20 protein-coding genes are annotated in these 17,979 nt (G+C 60.1%); 11 read left to right on the top strand and 9 right to left on the bottom strand.

The features are described from left to right. Positions 1–24: 24 nt before the first annotated feature. The gene (locus tag IGW03_RS08640; protein ID WP_194722138.1) at positions 25–354 is read right to left on the bottom strand and encodes a DMT family transporter; all 330 of its coding nucleotides are present in this window, start codon (positions 352–354) and stop codon (positions 25–27) included. A gap of 61 nt (positions 355–415) precedes the next feature. On the opposite strand from IGW03_RS08640, the gene IGW03_RS08635 reads away from it, so the two are divergent. The 5 genes from IGW03_RS08635 (at position 416) to IGW03_RS08615 (ending at position 6,359) form a co-directional block, all read left to right on the top strand. Then, positions 416–790: a hypothetical protein gene (locus tag IGW03_RS08635; RefSeq protein WP_194722137.1), complete on the top strand. Its 375-nt coding sequence runs from the start codon at positions 416–418 to the stop codon at positions 788–790. Positions 791–849: 59 nt separating this feature from the next. Further along, complete coding sequence (locus tag IGW03_RS08630) at positions 850–1,890, top strand: methionine ABC transporter ATP-binding protein (RefSeq protein WP_194722136.1); 1,041 nt, start codon at positions 850–852, stop codon at positions 1,888–1,890. Then, a complete protein-coding gene (locus tag IGW03_RS08625) occupies positions 1,883–2,548 on the top strand; it encodes a methionine ABC transporter permease (protein WP_194722135.1) in 666 nt (221 codons plus the stop codon). Before IGW03_RS08630 ends, IGW03_RS08625 begins: the two co-directional genes overlap by 8 nt. Positions 2,549–2,587: 39 nt before the next feature. Further along, complete coding sequence (locus IGW03_RS08620; RefSeq protein WP_194722134.1) at positions 2,588–3,379, top strand: MetQ/NlpA family ABC transporter substrate-binding protein; 792 nt, start codon at positions 2,588–2,590, stop codon at positions 3,377–3,379. A gap of 304 nt (positions 3,380–3,683) precedes the next feature. After that, a complete protein-coding gene (locus IGW03_RS08615; protein WP_194722133.1) occupies positions 3,684–6,359 on the top strand; it encodes a bifunctional diguanylate cyclase/phosphodiesterase in 2,676 nt (891 codons plus the stop codon). A 39-nt stretch (positions 6,360–6,398) separates the two neighbouring features. Here IGW03_RS08615 and IGW03_RS08610 read toward each other — a convergent pair whose 3' ends face one another. Further along, on the bottom strand, positions 6,399–7,388 hold the full coding sequence (locus IGW03_RS08610) for an isopenicillin N synthase family dioxygenase (RefSeq protein WP_194722132.1): 990 nt from the start codon (positions 7,386–7,388) through the stop codon (positions 6,399–6,401). Positions 7,389–7,629: 241 nt separating this feature from the next. Here IGW03_RS08610 and IGW03_RS08605 point away from each other — a divergent pair, with 241 nt between their 5' ends. From IGW03_RS08605 to IGW03_RS08590, 4 genes are all read left to right on the top strand, one after another. Then, positions 7,630–7,821: a hypothetical protein gene (locus IGW03_RS08605; protein ID WP_194722131.1), complete on the top strand. Its 192-nt coding sequence runs from the start codon at positions 7,630–7,632 to the stop codon at positions 7,819–7,821. A 303-nt stretch (positions 7,822–8,124) separates the two neighbouring features. After that, complete coding sequence (locus tag IGW03_RS08600) at positions 8,125–8,334, top strand: dodecin (protein WP_194722130.1); 210 nt, start codon at positions 8,125–8,127, stop codon at positions 8,332–8,334. A gap of 94 nt (positions 8,335–8,428) precedes the next feature. Further along, positions 8,429–8,827 (top strand): hypothetical protein, encoded by a 399-nt coding sequence (locus IGW03_RS08595; RefSeq protein WP_194722129.1) that lies wholly within the window; start codon positions 8,429–8,431, stop codon positions 8,825–8,827. A gap of 293 nt (positions 8,828–9,120) precedes the next feature. Further along, the gene (locus tag IGW03_RS08590; RefSeq protein WP_194722128.1) at positions 9,121–9,345 is read left to right on the top strand and encodes a hypothetical protein; all 225 of its coding nucleotides are present in this window, start codon (positions 9,121–9,123) and stop codon (positions 9,343–9,345) included. 31 nt (positions 9,346–9,376) lie between these two features. Here IGW03_RS08590 and IGW03_RS08585 read toward each other — a convergent pair whose 3' ends face one another. Next, on the bottom strand, positions 9,377–11,002 hold the full coding sequence (locus IGW03_RS08585) for a methyl-accepting chemotaxis protein (RefSeq protein WP_194722127.1): 1,626 nt from the start codon (positions 11,000–11,002) through the stop codon (positions 9,377–9,379). 535 nt (positions 11,003–11,537) lie between these two features. After that, positions 11,538–12,167, bottom strand: coding sequence for a siderophore-interacting protein (locus IGW03_RS08580; protein WP_323744950.1), 630 nt, complete (start codon positions 12,165–12,167; stop codon positions 11,538–11,540). Between IGW03_RS08580 and IGW03_RS38860 the strand changes: the two genes are divergently transcribed. Together IGW03_RS38860 and IGW03_RS08575 are read left to right on the top strand one after the other, a co-directional pair. Next, positions 12,111–12,305, top strand: coding sequence for a hypothetical protein (locus tag IGW03_RS38860; protein WP_323744953.1), 195 nt, complete (start codon positions 12,111–12,113; stop codon positions 12,303–12,305). The genes IGW03_RS08580 and IGW03_RS38860 overlap by 57 nt on opposite strands. Positions 12,306–12,319: 14 nt before the next feature. Beyond that, on the top strand, positions 12,320–12,802 hold the full coding sequence (locus IGW03_RS08575) for a MarR family winged helix-turn-helix transcriptional regulator (protein WP_194722125.1): 483 nt from the start codon (positions 12,320–12,322) through the stop codon (positions 12,800–12,802). Between the two features lie 98 nt (positions 12,803–12,900). On the opposite strand, the gene IGW03_RS08570 is transcribed toward IGW03_RS08575, so the two are convergent. The 5 genes from IGW03_RS08570 to IGW03_RS08550 all read right to left on the bottom strand — a co-directional run bounded on the left by IGW03_RS08570 (position 12,901) and on the right by IGW03_RS08550 (position 17,860). Next, positions 12,901–13,818 (bottom strand): amidohydrolase family protein, encoded by a 918-nt coding sequence (locus IGW03_RS08570; protein WP_323744949.1) that lies wholly within the window; start codon positions 13,816–13,818, stop codon positions 12,901–12,903. 4 nt (positions 13,819–13,822) lie between these two features. Further along, positions 13,823–14,752, bottom strand: a complete 930-nt coding sequence (locus IGW03_RS08565; RefSeq protein ID WP_228535245.1) for a DUF1932 domain-containing protein — start codon at positions 14,750–14,752, stop codon at positions 13,823–13,825. A gap of 290 nt (positions 14,753–15,042) precedes the next feature. Then, positions 15,043–15,741 (bottom strand): 4-carboxy-4-hydroxy-2-oxoadipate aldolase/oxaloacetate decarboxylase, encoded by a 699-nt coding sequence (gene ligK / locus IGW03_RS08560; protein WP_194722123.1) that lies wholly within the window; start codon positions 15,739–15,741, stop codon positions 15,043–15,045. A 2-nt stretch (positions 15,742–15,743) separates the two neighbouring features. Next, a complete protein-coding gene (locus IGW03_RS08555) occupies positions 15,744–16,769 on the bottom strand; it encodes an amidohydrolase family protein (protein WP_194722122.1) in 1,026 nt (341 codons plus the stop codon). Continuing rightward, the gene (locus tag IGW03_RS08550) at positions 16,766–17,860 is read right to left on the bottom strand and encodes a 4-oxalomesaconate tautomerase (RefSeq protein ID WP_194722121.1); all 1,095 of its coding nucleotides are present in this window, start codon (positions 17,858–17,860) and stop codon (positions 16,766–16,768) included. Before IGW03_RS08550 ends, IGW03_RS08555 begins: the two co-directional genes overlap by 4 nt. Positions 17,861–17,979 lie beyond the last annotated feature (119 nt).

Genomic DNA, 17,979 nt, shown 5'->3' with positions numbered 1-17,979 from the left:
CGGCATGGCTGCGGCGGCACGTATTCAATGCGTGACCGATCTCGAGAACACATTCAATACAATGACTCCCGCAATGATCAATCCGATGCCGAACAGCGCAGGCGCGTCCAGCTTTTGTCCATATAGGAGCCAGGCAATCAGGGTAATCAGTACGATGCCGACACCTGACCATACCGCATATACAATACCTACCGGGATGGTGCGAAGGGTCAGAGACAGGCAGTAGAAGGCAATGCCATATCCGGCAACAACCAGTACGGAAGGTCCCAACCTGCTGAAGCCGTCGCTGGCCTTGAGTGCGGTCGTTGCAATCACTTCGGCAATGATCGCGACGGAGAGAAAAATCCAGTTCATGTTCAAGCCGCCTGTCGGTTTGTCTGTTTGAGAACAAGACAGGGACTTTACAGGAATTTATTTGTACTCATCCGGAATAACCCGCCGGTCGGGTGGCTTCTCTTCTGATGCGCCGCATTTTCCACTTGCGGATTTTGACATGACAGGCCGCGGGCCGCAGTACGATACCGCGGGCAGTCAGGCCGATCATCAGGGAACCAGTCTCACCGTGGCTGGCGCAGCAGGGTATGCGGTTATTACCGTTTGCAGGCAGCCGAAGCTGAAAGTGGGGAAGATATTTTTTCTCGCCGCCAAAAAAAATTTAATGCCGGCTTTCAGCAGATTTCTTATTGAAAATTCGACGCGCATCCTATATGAACGCGGGCGACCGTCGAATGTTTTGTTGGAGCATGCAGTATTACCATTCGTCATATCACACAAAAAACATGTTATTTGATATATGGCGAAGTCTTAACTACAGTGCTGCCTTTTTAATCGGTCTTGGCCGAGGGCGCCGTGGTACTGCTAGAACACGTTTCAAAGACATTCCAATCGAACAAGAAAGAGATCAGCGCGCTTCGCGACGTCAAACTGCATGTGCGCGCCGGAGAAATCTACGGCATCATCGGCCGTTCCGGGGCGGGCAAGAGTACGCTGCTGCGCACGATCAACCTGCTTGAACGGCCGACCGCCGGCAGGGTCTGCATCGATGGCCTCGATATCACCACGCTGGACGGCAGCAAGCTGGCTGACCTGCGCCAGAGCATCGGCATGGTGTTCCAGAGCTTCAACCTGCTCAATGCGAAGACCGTCGCACAGAACATCGAGTTTCCGCTGAAGCTGGCAGGACGGCTCAGCCGTGCCGAGCGCGAAGCGCGCGTCACCGAACTGCTGGACCTGGTCGGCCTGCAGGATCAGCGTGAGAAATATCCGTCGCAGCTGTCGGGAGGCCAGAAGCAGCGCGTCGGCATTGCGCGCGCGATTGCCCATCATCCCAAGCTGCTGCTGTGCGATGAAGCGACGTCGGCGCTGGATCCCGAAACGACGCAATCCATCCTCGATCTTCTTGCCGACATCAACCGACGTCTCGGCCTGACCATCGTGCTGATCACGCATGAGATGAGCGTCATACGCCGGCTCTGCGACCGGGTCGCGGTGATCGACAAGGGAGAGATCGTCGAGCAGGGCGATGTTGCGGATGTCTTTCTCCATCCTGTCCATCCGGTTACCCAGGGCCTGGTCAACGAAAGCAACGAAAGCCTCGCCGCGGAAGGCGGCGTGCATGCCGTGCAGCGCAAGGCGGCCGGTGCAACGCGAGCCCGCATCACGTATCGCGGCGATGCGGTGTACCAGCCGCTGATCGGCGAGATCGAAGCCCGCAGCGGCAAGCGTGTGGCGATTCTGCAGGGCGTCGTCTCCAGCATGAAGGACACGCCCTATGCGCAGCTGCTGGTGGAGCTGTCCGACAACGGTGCAGCCGGTAATCCGGCGACCGGCGAATCGGTGGCCGACGTGATGCAGGCGCTCGGCATCCGCTATGAGGTACTCCATGATTGAACTATTGAACGACATCGACTGGACCGACATCGGCCAGGCCACGATAGAAACGCTGATAATGACCGGCGTCTCGCTGAGCTTCACCATCCTGCTCGGGCTGCCGCTCGGCGTGCTGCTGTTCTTGACCGGACGCCGGCAGCTGCTCGAACAGCCGCAGGTGTATGCCTTGCTTTCATTCGTCGTGAACCTGCTGCGCTCGGTGCCCTTCCTTATCCTGCTGATCGTCATGATCCCGGTGACCCTGGTGCTGATGGGCACTTCGCTGGGCATCGAAGGCACCATTCCGCCGCTGGTCGCCGGCGCCACGCCGTTCTACGCAAGGCTGGTGGAAAACACGCTGCGCGAAGTCGACCGCGGCATCATCGAAGCCTGCCAGGCCATGGGCGCGCGCACCTGGCAGATCGTGCTGCAGGCCCTGCTGCCCGAAGCGCTGCCCGGCCTGATCGCCGGCGCAACCGTGACCACCATCGCGCTGGTGTCCTACGCGGCGATGTCGGGCGTGATCGGCGGCGGCGGATTGGGCGATCTTGCCCTGCGTTTCGGTTATCAACGCTTCAGGACGGACGTGATGTTTATCACGGTCGCCATTCTCGTGGCGCTGGTCCAGTTGCTGCAATTGCTCGGCGACCGGATGGTGCTGCGCTTCACCCGCAAGTGACGCGTGATTCGTCCGCTTGCAATAACAACAGGAGTTCACATGCTACGTTCGCTTTTGCCCAAACTGGGCGCGCTGCTTGCAGCCGCCGCCATCCTGCCGGCGCATGCCGCCGATGTGCTGACCATCGCCGCAACCCCGGTGCCGCACGCCGAGATTCTCGAATTCATCAAGCCGAAGCTGGCAAAGGAAGGCCTGGACCTGCGGGTCAAGGTATTCACGGATTACGTGCAGCCTGCGGTACAGGTCAATGAAAAGCGCCTGGACGGCAACTTCTTCCTGCATCAGCCTTACCTCAACGAATTCAAGAAGAGCCACAAGAACGATATCGAAGTGCCGGTGGCCAAGGTGCATGTCGAACCGTTCGCCGGCTACTCGCGCAAGCACAAGAGCGTGGCCGACCTGCCTGCCGGCGCGACGGTTGCCATTCCGAATGACCCGTCGAATTCCGGCCGTGCGCTGATCCTGCTGGCGCGCCAGGGGCTGCTCAAGCTGCGCGATTCTTCCAATGTCTCGGCGACCCGCAGCGACATCGTTGAAAATCCGAAGAAGCTCAAGTTCCGCGAACTGGAAGCGGCGATGCTGCCGCGCGTGCTGGACCAGGTCGACCTGGCGCTCATCAATACCAACTATGCGCTTGAAGCCAAGCTCAATCCGGTGAAGGATTCGCTGTTCATCGAAGACGGCAATTCGCCTTATGCCAACCTTCTCGTCGCTCGCGAGGACAACAAGGACAGTGCTGCATTCAAGAAACTGGCCAACGCGCTGAACTCGCCTGAAGTCAAGCAGTTCATCAGCGAGAAATACAAGGGCGCGATCATCCCTGCGTTCTGACCGGAACCATTTCACCGTTTCCCGCCGCCGGCGACAGCATGCCGGCAGCCTCTCTCCTCTGCAGCAAGCGCCTTGCCGAAGTAAAACATGGCAAACCTACCAACACACGCTTGACTTTCCGCAGAGACTAAACTTCCTGTCGCCACACAATCGGACTGATTGAATCAAGCCGGCGTACCGGAAGTTTTTCCTGCAGGCAGTTCGGAACCCGTCTCATTCATCGCGATTCGTGGCGGACTTGTCCGTTCTCAACGCAGCAACTGCACTGGGGAAATGCATGTCGTCCAAGTCATCCAGTTCAGTCATGGACAGCTCCGCCTTGCCGCCCGGGCTGGAAGGCGAACGCTTTATGCGATTCAGCCTGCCCTTTCTCGCCCTGTGGCTCATTTCCGTCGTCGTGATCGGCGCTATCGCCTGGCATTATCTGCTTGGAGGCATTGAACAGGACAGAAAGAGCGCAGAGGCGGCCGCCGTACGCGAAGCGGAAATTCTTGCGCGGTCCTACGCAGGCCATCTCTCCCAAACCATCGATGCCATCGACCAGCTATCTCTCTATGTCCGCTATGGCTGGAAAATGTCGGGCAGCAAACTCGACCTGCAGACCCTGAGCGACACCGGGCCCTTTCCGGCCAGGCTCGGCCTGTATGTCACCATCGTCAACGCCGAAGGCGACATCCTGACCAGCACGCTCGGCATGAGCGAGCCGATCAACGTCAGCGAAGAAGCCTACTTTCTGGCGCAGTCCTCGTCAGGAAGCGACCAGCTCTACATCGGGCGTCCCAGATACGGCATTCTGAGCAAGCGCACGGTCACGCATTTCTCTAGAAAGCTCATGAATGGCGACGGCAGGTTCGGCGGCGTTGTCGTCATCTCGGTCGTGCCCGAGTATTTCATCGCCGGCTACGACCAGCTGACGTTGGGGCCGCACGGCCTGCTTGCCATCCTTGGCTCGGATAGACGGGTGCGTGTGGCAAGGATAGGCGATCAGGTGTACACGCCTCCGGCCGCCACGATCGTTGCACCGCCGGCCATTGACGGGCGGTCGGGTACGGTCATGCTGGACGGCGCCACCTACTTCAGCGACAAGCGCTCCCGATATCTGGGATGGCAGGCGACGGAGCGGCACGAGATGATCGCGGTGGCAGGCATAGACCAGCAGGATGCGCTGTCTGTCTTCACCAAGGATTCCGACGAAACGATCCTGCATGGCATCGTCGCCACGTCTGCGCTCGCGCTTTTCACCCTGCTCGCATCATTGAGCCTGGCGCGGCTGTCCTGGAGAAAGCAGCAGATCAAGCAGCTTCACGATACTTACAGGACAGCGACCGAGCGTGGGAACGATGGCTTCTTCATCATGCGGCCGCGGGCAGGCGATGACGGAAAGATCAGCGATTTCAAGGTGATCGACTGCAACGAGCAGGGCGCGCGCATCATGAAGTACCGGCGATCGGAATTGATCGGACTGACCATTTCCGAGATCTACTCGCACTCGGAGGCGAAGGAGCTGAACCGATTGCTGCGTGCCGCCTACGAAAAACGCCATCTGGAGCGGGAAATCGATGCGAGAAAGGTCCGCACGGTTGCGGCGGACTGGCTGCATGTATCGATCGGCCGGCCGGACGGCGACCTGGCGGTCACGATCCGCGACATCAGCCAGACCAAGGCGCATGTGGCCGAACTGGAAAGGATAGGAAGCGAGGATGCGCTGACGCGGCTGCCCAACCGGCACTGGCTGAAGCGGTATCTGCCGCAGGCGCTGGTATCGGCGCGCGCATCCAGGCAAATGCTCGCGCTGCTCTTCATCGATCTCGACGGCTTCAAGGCGGTCAACGACACGATGGGCCACGAGATAGGCGATGAACTTTTGCGCAACGCGGGCCGGCGGCTGAAGGAGGCGGTGCGGCCGCATGATATCGTGGCGCGCATCGGCGGTGACGAATTCATCGTCGTGACGGAAAACCTGGCGCACAGGACCGACGCCGGCCAGGTCGCGCAGCGCATTCTGCATTCCTTCGAAGCGCCTTTTCGCCTTTCGCAGGGAACGCACTCGGTCGGAACTTCCATCGGCATCAGCGTGTTTCCCAACGACGGTCTGGACGCCGATACGCTGATGAGCCATGCCGACATGGCCATGTATGCGGTGAAGATGAGCGGCAAGCGGAATTATTGCTATTTCGACGCACAGTTCTCCGAATCCGTGCAGCGCAGGCATCAGAATGAAGTCGAGTTCCGTCACGCGCTGGAGCAGAACCAGTTCGTCATTTACTACCAGCCGCGCATCGATCTGGCGACCTGCCGGATGTCGAGCATGGAAGCCCTGGTGCGATGGGCGCACCCGGAGCGCGGCATCATCGAGCCGCAAGCCTTCATTCCGCTGGCCGAAGAAACGGGGCTGATCATTCAGCTGGGCGAGCAGGTCATCGACAAGGTATGTGCCCAGCTGGCGTTCTGGCTCAGGCACGGCCGGGAAATCGTGCCCGTTTCGATCAACGTGTCGGCGCGCCAGTTCACGCAGTCGGACGTCGCTGCCACGCTCGCGGACGCGCTCAAGCGATATCAGCTGGATGCGCATCTGGTGGAGATCGAACTCACCGAATCCTCGATGATGTCCAGCGGTCAGGATGTGAGCGAGGTACTGGCCGTCATGCAGCACATGGGCGTCAAGCTGCTGGTCGACGATTTCGGTACCGGATACTCATCGCTGGCGCAATTGCAGGAGCTCGACTTCGATACGCTGAAAGTCGACAGGGCCTTCACCGCCCGCCTGGGATCGAACGATGCAAGCAATGTGTTCTATACCGCCATCATTACGATGGCGCACTCATTGGGGATGAAGGTAGTGGCGGAGGGTGTCGAGACCGAGGAACAGGTCAGGCGTCTTGCCGCGCTGCGCTGCGACGAGATACAGGGTTACTTCGTGGCGCCCCCGCTTCCGCCGGCTGAACAGCAAACCGCATACGCGCTGAACCTGCCGGATTGAGCTTCTTTCCGAGAAGATTCGATGTCTTGTACCCGTGTATCAAGGCTCGACGGCTTTTTTCAGATCAGGAAATACCTTGCCGATTTTTCCGAGCAGGTATTCGCCGTAGGTGCCGGAAAACGCATGCACGTTTGCGCTATCCCAGCGTGCGGCGCTGTCGTCGGCCGCTTCAGGCAGGTCTTCGATCGGATACACCGCCGCATCGAAGCCGGGATCGAAAAAGAAAGGAAACGACAGGCGATCGCGTCCCGATGTATTGAGCCGCACGCGATGCGGCGTGGACTTGTAGAGGCCGCCGGTGACCCGGTCGAGCATGTCGCCGATATTGCACACGAAGGTGCCGGCCAGGGGTGGCGCTTCAATCCACCCTTCGCGGCTTTTTACCTGCAGTCCGCCGACATCGTCCTGGAACAGGATGGTCAGAAAGCCATAGTCGGTATGTTCGCCCACGCCCCACTGGACGCCCAGCCCTTCGGGAGCAGGCCGGCTGGGGTAGTTGAAAATGCGGAACAGGACCAGCGGATCGGCAAGGTAGCGGGTCACGAAATAATCGCGCGGCAGATTGAGGCTGAGCGCGACGCCTTCCATCAGGCGATGGCCGAGCGCGGTCAGCGCATCCAGATATTGCAATATGGTCTCGCGGAACCCGGGCAGATCGGGAAACAGGTTGGCTCCGTGCAGCGGAGTGCCGGCGGCCACCCTGGCATCGTCGGCGCCGAGCTCGCTGCCCAGGTACAGGCCTTCCTTCCAGTCGGGTATGTTCGACGTCAGCTCATTGCCTGCGGAAAAATATCCCCGCCATGCCCTGCCGCCCAGTTCCATCCGCAGGCGCAGTTTGGCAGCGTCGTCGAGGGCGAAGAACTGCCGGCTGAGTTGGTCAAGGCGGGAGATCAGTGCGGGATCGATGCCATGGCCGGAGATGTAAAAAAAGCCATGTTCACGGCATGCGGCGCCGATCTGTTCGGCGACTTCCTGGCAGCTGCCGCTTTCCTGGACCAGCGGAGCGACATCAATGACCGGAACATGCATGCTTACCTCCTTGTCTGCGCAGAGACACTGATTCTATCCCGATTCTCCCGGCGGCTTTCAGCAGCCCAACTTGCCAGCGGACAGCCTGCCGCGGAACTGATCAAACGCAGAGCAGGGAATATCGAAGTGCGAAGAAATTCGTTAGCGGCTGCGGCAGCGGGTAATACACTTCCGTCATGCTTTCCGCTCGATCTGGCCGGAAAATGCGTGAATCGGAAATCCCAGCTTCAAAGGTCCAGACATGTCACTCGATTTCTCACCCCAATTCCACAGGCAAATCTCGCGTCCCGACGGGAGCATCTGGGTCGCGTCGCCGCGCCCCGAATCCCTGATTCCCGCCAAGCAAGGCTATTACCGCAAATGGCAATTCGAGGAATACCAGCGCCTGTGCGCCGCAGGCGAAGTGGTCGTGGCGCTGGCCATCAGCTTCTGAAAACCTGCCTGAAAACCGTAGCGAGCAGCTTGGGGCCGGTCTGAGGAATGCACACGTACTCGAGAGTCGCCTGGCCACCGCAGTAGCGCGATTACGCTGCGCAGCAAGTCCTCAAACAGGCTCCTGGGGAGGAGAAAGTAAGCAGGTGCGGGGCGCTTTGTGGCCGCCGTGCAATTCGCCTGTCCCATCGAGCCCGATTTGATCTAGCTCTGAATCTCCTGCGGTTCGCATTTGCCGTAAGGCCAAATGCGTCAGAATTGGATTCGCTTTCTTGTTCCATTGCCGAAGATCCAAGGAGACCGCATGTCTGCTCATACCTATAAATTGATTGAACTTGTCGGGTCCTCCCCGAACAGTTCGGACGAAGCCGTTCGCAATGCCATCGAGAAGGCATCGAAATCGGTCAAGCATCTGGACTGGTTCGAGGTCACCCAGACGCGGGGCCATATCGTCGATGGCAAGGTTGCGCATTTCCAGGTCGTTCTCAAGGCGGGCTTCCGCATCGAGGAATAGACACGTCAAGCCTGAGCAGATGCGCTGCCTCAAGCGCTCGGGCGCCGGCATCCCAGGCCAAACCATGCGGCCAAGCCGGCCTGTGCAGCGTTCCATGAAAAGGACAATCACCGCGATGCTGCTCGCCTGCTGCGGTCTGCAGGCCTGCGGGCTTGCCGGAACCGAAGGCCGGCAAACCATCGCCGGCGGACTCCAGTCGGAGATGCGGGATATCCGGCTTCAGATGGTGCGGGAAATCGGGGATGCATCGGCCCGGCGGCCCGAACAGTGCCATGTCGTCCCGCTCGGAGTCAGAGCCTGCGGCGGCCCTCGGGACTATCTCATCTATTCAAGCGCGATATCCGACGAGAGGAAATTGGAGGAACTCGCGCGGCAGTACGCCGAGGCCGAAGAAAAATACAACCGCGTCACCGGTGCGGCAAGCACATGCACCCATGTGATGCCGCCCCAGGTTCGCCTCGACAAAGGCAAGTGCACTGGCGGTGAGCGGTAAACGTTTGCCGGTCAAGTGATGGAAGACAATCGTGCCGATGTCGTTTCGACAGTCCGCACAAGACCTTGTCCTTGCTGTGCTTTTTCTTGTCTTGTCCCGACGGAATGGATAACCAAGGCGGAAGTCCAATGACGATGGCTGGCAGATTCGCAGCCGCCCGTCGTCGCCCATTGTCAATTAGTCAGGCAGCGCATGGAGGGCTTCATGCTGGAAGAGGTCGTGCGTTTTTGAGGACACCCTGCAATGCAGCGCCGGATGTTAGAATCCGAAGCTTTTTCGAAGGCTGATTTCTGATGTTGGCAGCACTCTGGTTCCTGTTGGCCTCGGCCATTCTGACTGGCGCGGGTTATTCCCACTATCGGTATCGGGTGAAGAACAACCGGTATTACGCAAAGTTGTATTCGCAGCATCCGGCCGAGCGGGAAAGCGCCACGCTGCCGCGTTTCAACCGCTATGCGCTGCCCGCCGTGGCCGCGATCATTCTTGTTGTTCTTGTGCCTATCCTGTTCGTCATCTGAAGCTGCGGCAGGCCTCCATTCACGCCTGCCTTCACAGCATCTGCTTCAGCCGCGGCACGCCCGCCACTGACAGCGCGGGTGCCTGTGCAGCGCGAGCAGCCAGGGCGGGTGCGGCACGGGATGCGTCAACCTTGAATACGCTCACCACCTGCGCCAGCTGGGTAGCCTGATCCTGCATCGCTTCCGATGCCGCCGCAGCCTGTTCCACCAGCGCCGCATTCTGCTGGGTGACCTGGTCCATCTGCGCGATGGCGGCATTGACTTCTTCGATGCCCGAAGTCTGCTCCCGGCTCGCTGCGGTGATCTCGCCGATGATGTCGGTGACCCGCTTGACGCCGTCGACGATATTGCTCATCGTTGCGCCGGCCTGATCCACCAGCTTGCTGCCGTTTTCCACTTTCTCGACCGAGTCGTCGATCAGCGTCTTGATTTCCCTGGCCGCCGCCGCCGAGCGCTGCGCGAGATTGCGCACCTCGCTCGCGACCACCGCGAATCCTCGGCCCTCCTCGCCGGCACGGGCCGCTTCCACCGCCGCATTGAGCGCCAGGATATTGGTCTGGAATGCTATGCCGTCGATCACGGAAATGATGTCCACCACCTTCCTCGACGATTCATTGATCGCGCCCATGGTATCGACGACCCGGGCAATCACCATGCCGCCCTCGCTTGCCACCTGGGCGGCGGAGACGGCAAGCGTATTGGCCTGCTGCGCATTGTCGGCGTTCTGCTTCACGGTCGAGGTAATCTCCTCCATCGAGGAAGCCGTTTTCCCGAGCGATGCCGCCTGCTGTTCGGTACGCGAAGACAGGTCCTGATTGCCTGACGCGATCTGCGTGGAACCGGTGGCGATCTGTTCGGTTCCGGTACGCACTTCAGCCACGATGCGCGCAAGGTTTTCGTTCATTTCCTTCAAAGCCGTCATCAGCTGCCCGGTCTCGGATTTCGATGTCGTCTCGATATGGCCGGTCAGATCGCCGGTGGTCACGCGCCGGGCAAAACTGACCGCTTCCGTCAGCGGAGCCGTAATGCTGCGAGACAAAACGACGGCCAGCACGACACCGATCGCAAGAGCAAGGGCCGACACTGCTATGAGCAGCATGCGCGAAAAGCTGATGCTGCCATGCACGGCAGTCGTGGCGTTGGCCATCTCCGCTTCGGCCTTGCGGATCACGACATCCATATCCTGGACGATCTGCCGGCGCAGCGGGCTGCATTCCTTCACGAGAAATTCGCCGAATTCCTGCATCTGGTTGGCTTCGCGGTACTTGCGCGGACGATTCAGCTCTGCCGCCATCTGCGTCAGGCCCTGGCTTACCTTCGCGAAGTCCGCATCGCCTGCATAATGCGGCGCGACAGCCTTGAGCGCATTCATGAAAATGGTTTTCTGCTGATCGACGATATCGAGTTCGCGTTTTGCATCGCCTTCGCTGGTGAAGATGAAGGAATTGCGCGCGGCGATACCGGTCTGCCCAAGCGCTTCGCGGGCCTGATACAGCGGCTGCAAACGGTTGACGATGACCTTGCTCTCCAGCGCGACGGTATGGTCGATGCTCAGCATGCGCAATATGGAGAACGCCGACAGCGTCAGCATCATCAGCAGCAGGATGCCGAACCCAAGCGTCAGGCGGGTTCCAATTTTCAAGTCTTGCAGTTTCATTACGTCTTCCCTGGAGAACGGTTTAATGAGTGACCAGCTTTAATAAGTCCTGATCCCTGACAGTCGGTCAGGCAATCAAGTTAATGAAGACGGCATGCGTCCATCTGGCACGGGTCGATGGATCGAGATATCAGTATGATCGCTGTCCTTGTTTCCTTTAATTTTTTCCTGCGCAACGATGCTGCAAAACAACATTACTGAAAAAGAAACGCTGATGCTGTGACAAGGCCGACGTATCTCCCATTGCGTGTGTTTCTTGTTGGGAACCAATGTTAACTGCCGTACATTGGTTTTTCTATACCGTCTTTATGGTAGACATTGTTTCAATAATTGGGAAAAGAATATAGTGTCGCGCTCGACATGAGTTGCGGACCCCGGTGAACGAGGATGAACAACATCAGAGAGAATATGAGGGGAGCAGCAGGAGCAGAAAGAATGCGAAGGCTGCTAACAGCCTTTCCTTCAACATGAAGAGGGTACGGACGCAGCGCTGCTGCAATGCCGCACCAGGAATGGCCGCGGCTGGCGATATCATTTAATCCAGCTGCTCGTGATAACTCGATGCGCCATGGCGCCAGTACGCGGCTACCCGCATCGATTCCTTCGCAATGCCTTTTCCGGTACGAAGAATTTCCCGCAGCCGTACCATCAGCGAAGCTTCTCCTGCGCACCATGCGAAACCTTCGCCCTCGGGGACTTGCACTGCGCTCAGTGCGGCAGCCAGTTCATCAGGTGAAGACACCCAATGCAGGTGCACGTGTGCCTTGCTATCGAATCCGCAGCGGTCGGCATCGTCGTCGGCCAATGCCACGACGATGGCGCGCACCGTGTCGGGCAGTTCTTCCAGGCGCCGGCGAATGGCGGGGAAGGCGGTGGAATCGCCGGCAAGCAGGTGCCAGTCATAATCGGACGGAATGATCATCGATCCGCGCGGGCCGGCGATGATCGCGCGCTGGCCGATGCCTGCCTGCCGTGCCCATTCCGACGCCTTGCCGTCGCCGTGGCGAACGAACTCTATCGTCAGTTCGCGCTTGTCGCGGTCGAAGTGCCGGGGCGTGTAATCCCTGCGGACCACTTCTCCTGCGGCATCGTTAAATGTGAATTTGACATGATCGTCGAACGAGGCGGTGACGAAATCATGCAATGCCTCACCTCGGAACGTAATGCTGATAAAGTTGGCGCCGACCGGCCGGATGCGGACGACTTCCACTTCCCGCTGCCTGATTTCATGACGAACCCGCTGAACGCCTCTTTCCTGCAAATGATGCAAACCATTTTCCATTGCCTGAACCTTTTTGGTTGATAATGTCTCCTATTATGAAAAAACAAGTTGATAAAGTCAACCGAAATTCGTCCGCCGCTTCCGACATGGCCGATGAGGTCTTCGAATCCATCCACGCAATCATGCATCTCTACCGCTCGCGGCAGTACCGCACGCTGCGCGACGGGCTGCATGATCTGACCCATATGGAAACCAAGGCGCTCGGCTATTTCGCAAGGCATCCTGGAGCGACGCAGAGCGATCTCGTCGCGCATACCGGCCGCGACAAGGCGCAGCTTGCGCGCCTGATCAAGGGCTTGCGGGACAAGGGCTTCCTGGAAGCCAGTACCGATGCTGCGGACCGCCGCAGCGTGCGCCTGCAGGTTACTGCGGCCGGGCAAGAGGTCTTCCGGCATTTGCGGCTGCAAGGCAGGCACCTGTCGAATGTGGCAGTGAGGAATTTGAGCGAAGAGGAGCGCAGCGCGCTGCTGGCCATGCTGCAGAAGGTGCGCACGAACCTTGAAGATGAAGCGGAGTGAAATCGGAGAGATTGATGAGGCTGGAGGAGCAGGGCATTGATGCGGCCGTCATCGGATAGGCTGTATGAGTGTTCCGGTGACGGCGGCGAAGAGATCGGTCAGATCTCTTCCGGCCAATACAGTCGCATGGGATTGTCGACCAGCAGTTTTTGCTGAAGTTCGGCGGTCGGCGCGATGTGCGGAATGAAGTCAACCAGCAAGCCATCGTCGGGCATGTGGTCCTTCAGATTGGGATGCGGCCAGTCGGTGCCCCACAGCACGCGGTCGGGAAATTCTTCAACGATGCGCCGCGCGAAAGGCACGACATCGCGATAGGCAGCCTGCTCTCCGTCCAATGCCTTCGGACCGGTGACGGACAGGCGTTCGGGACAGCTGACCTTGCTCCAGACCTGCGGGTTCTCGCGCATGAACTTCAGGAACAGCGCGAATTCCTCGCCGTCGACCCGCTTGCTCACGTCGGGACGGCCCATATGATCGACCACCACCTTCGTGGGCAGGGCGGTAAAGAAATCCCACAGCTCCGGCAAGTCCTGCGCTTCGAAATAGATCACCACATGCCAGCCGAAACGCGCGATGCGCGCGGCGATTTCCATGAGTTCGTCCTTCGGCGTGAAGTCCACCAGGCGCTTGACGAAATTGAAGCGCACGCCGCGCACGCCGGCCTCGTGCAACGCCTGCAGCTCTTCATCGCTGATGCTCCGCCGCACGGTTGCCACGCCGCGAGCCCGGCCGTTGGAGGCCAGGCAGGCATCGACCATCGCGCGGTTGTCCGCACCATGGCAAGTCGCCTGCACGATCACGTTGCGGGCGAAACCGAGGTGGTCGCGCAGCGCAAACAATTGTTCCTTGCTTGCGTCGCAAGGGGTGTATTTGCGCTCCGGAGAGAAGGGAAATGCGGCGCCCGGTCCGAAGACATGGCAATGCGCATCGACCGCGCCCGGCGGCAGTTGGAAGCGGGGCTTGCTCGGGTTCTGGTACCAGTCGAGCCAGCCGGGTGTCTTGATGAATTCCATCAGCGTATCAATTCTTCAAATGTTTCAGGATGCGATCGGCTTCGGTGCGCCAATCGGAACTGCGGGCAAAATCTTCGCTTGCCCTCGGGCCGAACAGTCCGCCATCGGCAAGATCGGCGATCCAGGCCTGGCGCGCGGCGGTCCCCGAAGCCGACCAGGGTTCCAGTCCGGCTTCGCGCACCGTCTGCGCGACTTCCTGCACTTCTTCGGCGCGCCGGCGCCCATGCTCGATGACGCGCTGGAAGAAGTACGCGCCCTGCTTTTCCCAATCGATGCCGGGAAAGGTTTCGAACAGCGAAGCGATGACGGCATCTTCAACGCCATAGGCGCGGGCGGTGGTGAAGCTTTCGATCACCATCGCTTCGAGGCCCTTGATCATGATGCTGCGGCACATCTTCACCGCCGAAGCGACGCCCAGCTTGTCGGAGGCGACCTTGCTGTCGAAGCCGATCCGGTTCAGCAGCGGATGCAGCGCTTGCGCATGCGGCCCGCCCAGCAGCAGCGGCACGCGCTGGCGGTAAGGCGGCACCGAGGTCATGACCGCGCCTTCGACGTACCTGCCGCCGGCTTGCTCGATCAACGCCGCTGCCTGTGTTTTGGCGCCGGGAGAGGCCGAATTGAAGTCGAGGAAGTAGGTGCCTTGTCCCACTGCCGGCGCGCATGCCTCGGCAACCGGGACAGCCTGGCTGGCGGTGACGGCGGAGATGACCAGGTCTGCCTGCGCCGCAAGAGCGGCGTGCGATCCGGCCAAGGCTACGCCATGGGTCTGCGCATGGTCGCTCAGCGAGCGGCCCGCTTCGCTTCCCAGCTTGATGTCGTAGGCCGTGACGCTGATGCTCTGCTTGCGCAAATCCTCGGCGAGGATGCGGCCGACTTCGCCGTAGCCGATGAGGCCGATGTGCCAGTGTTTGGGGTCGCTGTGCATGGTGGAGGTCATGTTCAATTCTCTAAAGATGTGGCCGATGCTTACCAAGAAAAAAGCACAAAGTGTTTTCTTATTCCCCTCTCTCGCAAGCGGGAGAGGGGTTAGGGGTGAGGGCGATAGCAAGACCTCCTTCGGACTTGGCAATCCCCCTCATCCCCAGCCCTTCTCCCGCTTGCGGGAGAAGGGGGCGTAAGCGCATTGGTCAACTGTTTAAAAATTTTTCCCAATCTAGAGCGATTGTCCTTGGAGGCTGTTTGAAAACTTACTGCGCATCCCGATTCCGGCACTGTTCAAACAGGCTCTTAGTCAATATACCTCAACCCCGCCTTCTCCAGCGGCCCGCGCATGTTGTACATATCCAGCCCCAGCACCCCGCTCGCCAGCTTCTCGCGCTTCTCGCCTTCCAGCGATTCACGCTTCTGCGCCGCCTCTGCAACGCGGCCCGCATCCGCGGCCGGTACAACCACCACGCCGTCATCATCCGCCACGATCACGTCGCCCGGATTGACCAGCGCACCCGCGCACACCACCGGAATGTTGACCGAACCCAGCGTCGCCTTGATCGTGCCCTTGGCGCTGATGGCTTTGCTCCATACCGGAAAGCCCATCTCCGTCAACACCTTCACATCGCGCACGCCGGCATCAATGATCAGTGCCCGTGCGCCGCGCGCCATGAAACTGGTGGCAAGCAGGTCGCCGAAATAACCGTCCGTGCATTCGGCGGTAACGGCCGCCACCACGATGTCGCCCGGCCGGATCTGTTCCGCAGCCACATGCATCATCCAGTTGTCGCCGGGGTGCAGCAGCACCGTAACGGCAGTGCCGGACACCTGCGCGCCGCTATAGATGGGGCGCATGTACGGTTTCAACAAACCGACGCGGCCCATCGCTTCATGCACGGTGGCGCTGCCGAACTTCGCAAGCAGATCGCGTGCAGTCGCGTCGGCGCGAACGATGTTGCGCTTGACCACGCCCAACTGGTTGAACAGGGAAGCTGTCATGCTCATTTTCCTTTCGTCTTGAGGGCGGCATCCAGGCGCGGATAGACGCGGCGTGCATTGCCCTCGAAGATCTTGTAGCGCTCTTCATCGCTCAGGCTGGCCGCCTCGATGTAGCGCCTGGTGTCGTCGTAGTAGTGTCCTGTCTCAGGATCGATGCCGCGCACCGCACCGATCATTTCCGATGCAAACAGCACGTTCTCGACCGGAATGACCCTGGTCAGCAAGTCGATGCCGGGCTGGTGATAGACGCAAGTATCGAAGAAGATGTTGTTGAGCAGATGGTCCTTGAGCAGCGGCTTCTTCATTTCCTGCGCCAGCCCGCGGTAACGGCCCCAGTGGTAAGGCGCGGCGCCGCCGCCGTGCGGAATGATGAACTTCAGGGTCGGGAAATCCTTGAACAGGTCGCCCTGCAGCAGCTGCATGAAGGCCGTGGTGTCGGCATTGATGTAATGCGCGCCGGTGGTGTGGAAGCAGGCATTGCACGAGGTCGAGACATGAATCATCGCCGGGATGTCGTATTCCGCCATCTTCTCGTAGATCGGATACCAGTGGCGGTCGGTCAGCGGCGGGCTGGTCCAGTGGCCGCCGGACGGATCCGGATTCAGGTTGATGGCGACGAAGCCGTATTCCTTCACGCACTTCTCGAGTTCGGCCACGCTGGTGGCCGGATCGACGCCGGACGACTGCGGCAGCATCGCCGCGCCGATGAAGTTGTCGGGGAACAGCTGGCTGACGCGATGGCAAAGCTCGTTGCAGATCGCAGACCAGGTCGCGCTGGTATTGAAGTCGCCGATGTGATGCGCCATGAAGCTTGCGCGCGGCGAGAAGATGGTGAGGTCGGAACCGCGCTCCTTCATCTTGGCCAGCTGGTTGGTCTCGATGCTTTCGCGCAGCTCGTCGTCGCTGATCTTCAGCTCGGACACCCTGGGAGCAAGCGCCGGATCCTTCAGCGCCGCGATCTGGCGGTTGCGCCACTCTTCGAGCGCCTTGGGAGCCGTGGTGTAGTGGCCGTGGATGTCGATGATCAAGCTGTGTCTCCTTTGTTCCATACCGATGTGGGTACCATGACTTCTCCGCGCATGATGAGGCGGGCGGTGCGCAGCAGGGCGGCACGCGTGACGTTCTGGGAATTGGCGGGATCGACTTCGAGTTCGACCGAGAATTCACCCGTGGGATGCTCGACCGATACCTGCTTGACGCTGCCTTCCGGCACGATAGCGATGCCTTCGGTGACCGAGCCCTTCAACACGCAGGCGGTGGCCACCGTGACGGCGGCGAGCACGCCGATGGCGTCGTGGCAGACATGCGGAATGAAGCTGCGGGTGGAAAGGCTGCCGCCCGTGCGCGGGGCGGCGATCAACGTCATCTTGGGATAATTCTTTTGCGTCACGTCGCCCAGGCCCATCGCATGGCCGCAGGCGATGCGCAGTGTCTCGATGCGCGCCTTCAGTTCGGTATCGGCATTGAGCTCGGCCACGCTTTCATAACCGCTGCGTCCCACCGCCTCGGCCCTGAACATGACCAGCGGCATGCCGTTGTCGATGCAGGTCACCTCGATGCCGTCGATCACATCCCGCACCTTGCCGGTCGGCAGAAGACCGTCGCATACCGAGCCGGCGGTGTCGAGGAAGTTGATGGTGATCGGTGCCGATGTGCCGGGCACGCCGTCGATGCGTGCATCGCCGCTGTAGGCGACGCTGCCGCCGGGCGTCTGCACGGTGATATCGCACTGCATGTCGGTGTTGAGCGTCAGTACGCGCAGCGTCGTGGTGTCTCCCTGCACTTGGGCGAGACCGGTTTCGAGCGCGAAGGGCACTACCGCCGCCAGCATGTTGCCGCAGTTGGGCGTAGTGTCCACGGTGTCCTTGTCGGGCTGCAGCTGGGCGAACAGGAAATCGATGTCCACGCCCGGCACGCTGCTGCGGCGGACGATGCCGACCTTGCTGGTCAGGGGATGGGCGCCGCCCAGGCCGTCGATCTGGCGCTTGTCGGGCGAACCCATGACCGCCAGCAGGACGCGGTCGCGCGTTTCCCTGTCGGGCGGCAGATCGGATTCGAGGAAGAACGGCCCGCGCGAGGTGCCGCCGCGCATGAAAAGGGTTTTGATGGAGGTTTGCATAGCACGCATTTTCACCCTGTCGCGAGGCGGGAGTAAGACCCGGCGTGTTCTAGCAGCTATCGCAGTTTGCTATATCATTGTCCGATCTATTTCATTCGGGGATTTCTGCTCGGGAAAGC

This window comes from Noviherbaspirillum malthae, from assembly GCF_015352985.1.
In the GTDB taxonomy this organism is placed as follows: domain Bacteria; phylum Pseudomonadota; class Gammaproteobacteria; order Burkholderiales; family Burkholderiaceae_D; genus Noviherbaspirillum; species Noviherbaspirillum malthae.
This window is presented reverse-complemented; position numbering and strand designations above follow the sequence as displayed.

What these genes read in the sequence shown, in the direction of transcription:
- IGW03_RS08625 (WP_194722135.1), top strand. Translation starts at nt 1,883, where the DNA reads ATGATTGAACTATTGAACGACATCGACTGGACCGACATCGGCCAGGCC.
- IGW03_RS08600 (WP_194722130.1), top strand. Translation starts at nt 8,125, where the DNA reads ATGTCTGCTCATACCTATAAATTGATTGAACTTGTCGGGTCCTCCCCG.
- IGW03_RS38860 (WP_323744953.1), top strand. Translation starts at nt 12,111, where the DNA reads ATGATCGTCGAACGAGGCGGTGACGAAATCATGCAATGCCTCACCTCG.
- IGW03_RS08565 (WP_228535245.1), bottom strand. Translation starts at nt 14,752, where the DNA reads ATGACCTCCACCATGCACAGCGACCCCAAACACTGGCACATCGGCCTC.
- IGW03_RS08585 (WP_194722127.1), bottom strand. Translation starts at nt 11,002, where the DNA reads ATGAAACTGCAAGACTTGAAAATTGGAACCCGCCTGACGCTTGGGTTC.
- IGW03_RS08610 (WP_194722132.1), bottom strand. Translation starts at nt 7,388, where the DNA reads ATGCATGTTCCGGTCATTGATGTCGCTCCGCTGGTCCAGGAAAGCGGC.
- IGW03_RS08620 (WP_194722134.1), top strand. Translation starts at nt 2,588, where the DNA reads ATGCTACGTTCGCTTTTGCCCAAACTGGGCGCGCTGCTTGCAGCCGCC.
- IGW03_RS08605 (WP_194722131.1), top strand. Translation starts at nt 7,630, where the DNA reads ATGTCACTCGATTTCTCACCCCAATTCCACAGGCAAATCTCGCGTCCC.
- IGW03_RS08550 (WP_194722121.1), bottom strand. Translation starts at nt 17,860, where the DNA reads ATGCAAACCTCCATCAAAACCCTTTTCATGCGCGGCGGCACCTCGCGC.
- ligK (WP_194722123.1), bottom strand. Translation starts at nt 15,741, where the DNA reads ATGACAGCTTCCCTGTTCAACCAGTTGGGCGTGGTCAAGCGCAACATC.
- IGW03_RS08615 (WP_194722133.1), top strand. Translation starts at nt 3,684, where the DNA reads ATGGACAGCTCCGCCTTGCCGCCCGGGCTGGAAGGCGAACGCTTTATG.
- IGW03_RS08590 (WP_194722128.1), top strand. Translation starts at nt 9,121, where the DNA reads ATGTTGGCAGCACTCTGGTTCCTGTTGGCCTCGGCCATTCTGACTGGC.
- IGW03_RS08595 (WP_194722129.1), top strand. Translation starts at nt 8,429, where the DNA reads ATGAAAAGGACAATCACCGCGATGCTGCTCGCCTGCTGCGGTCTGCAG.
- IGW03_RS08640 (WP_194722138.1), bottom strand. Translation starts at nt 354, where the DNA reads ATGAACTGGATTTTTCTCTCCGTCGCGATCATTGCCGAAGTGATTGCA.
- IGW03_RS08575 (WP_194722125.1), top strand. Translation starts at nt 12,320, where the DNA reads ATGAAAAAACAAGTTGATAAAGTCAACCGAAATTCGTCCGCCGCTTCC.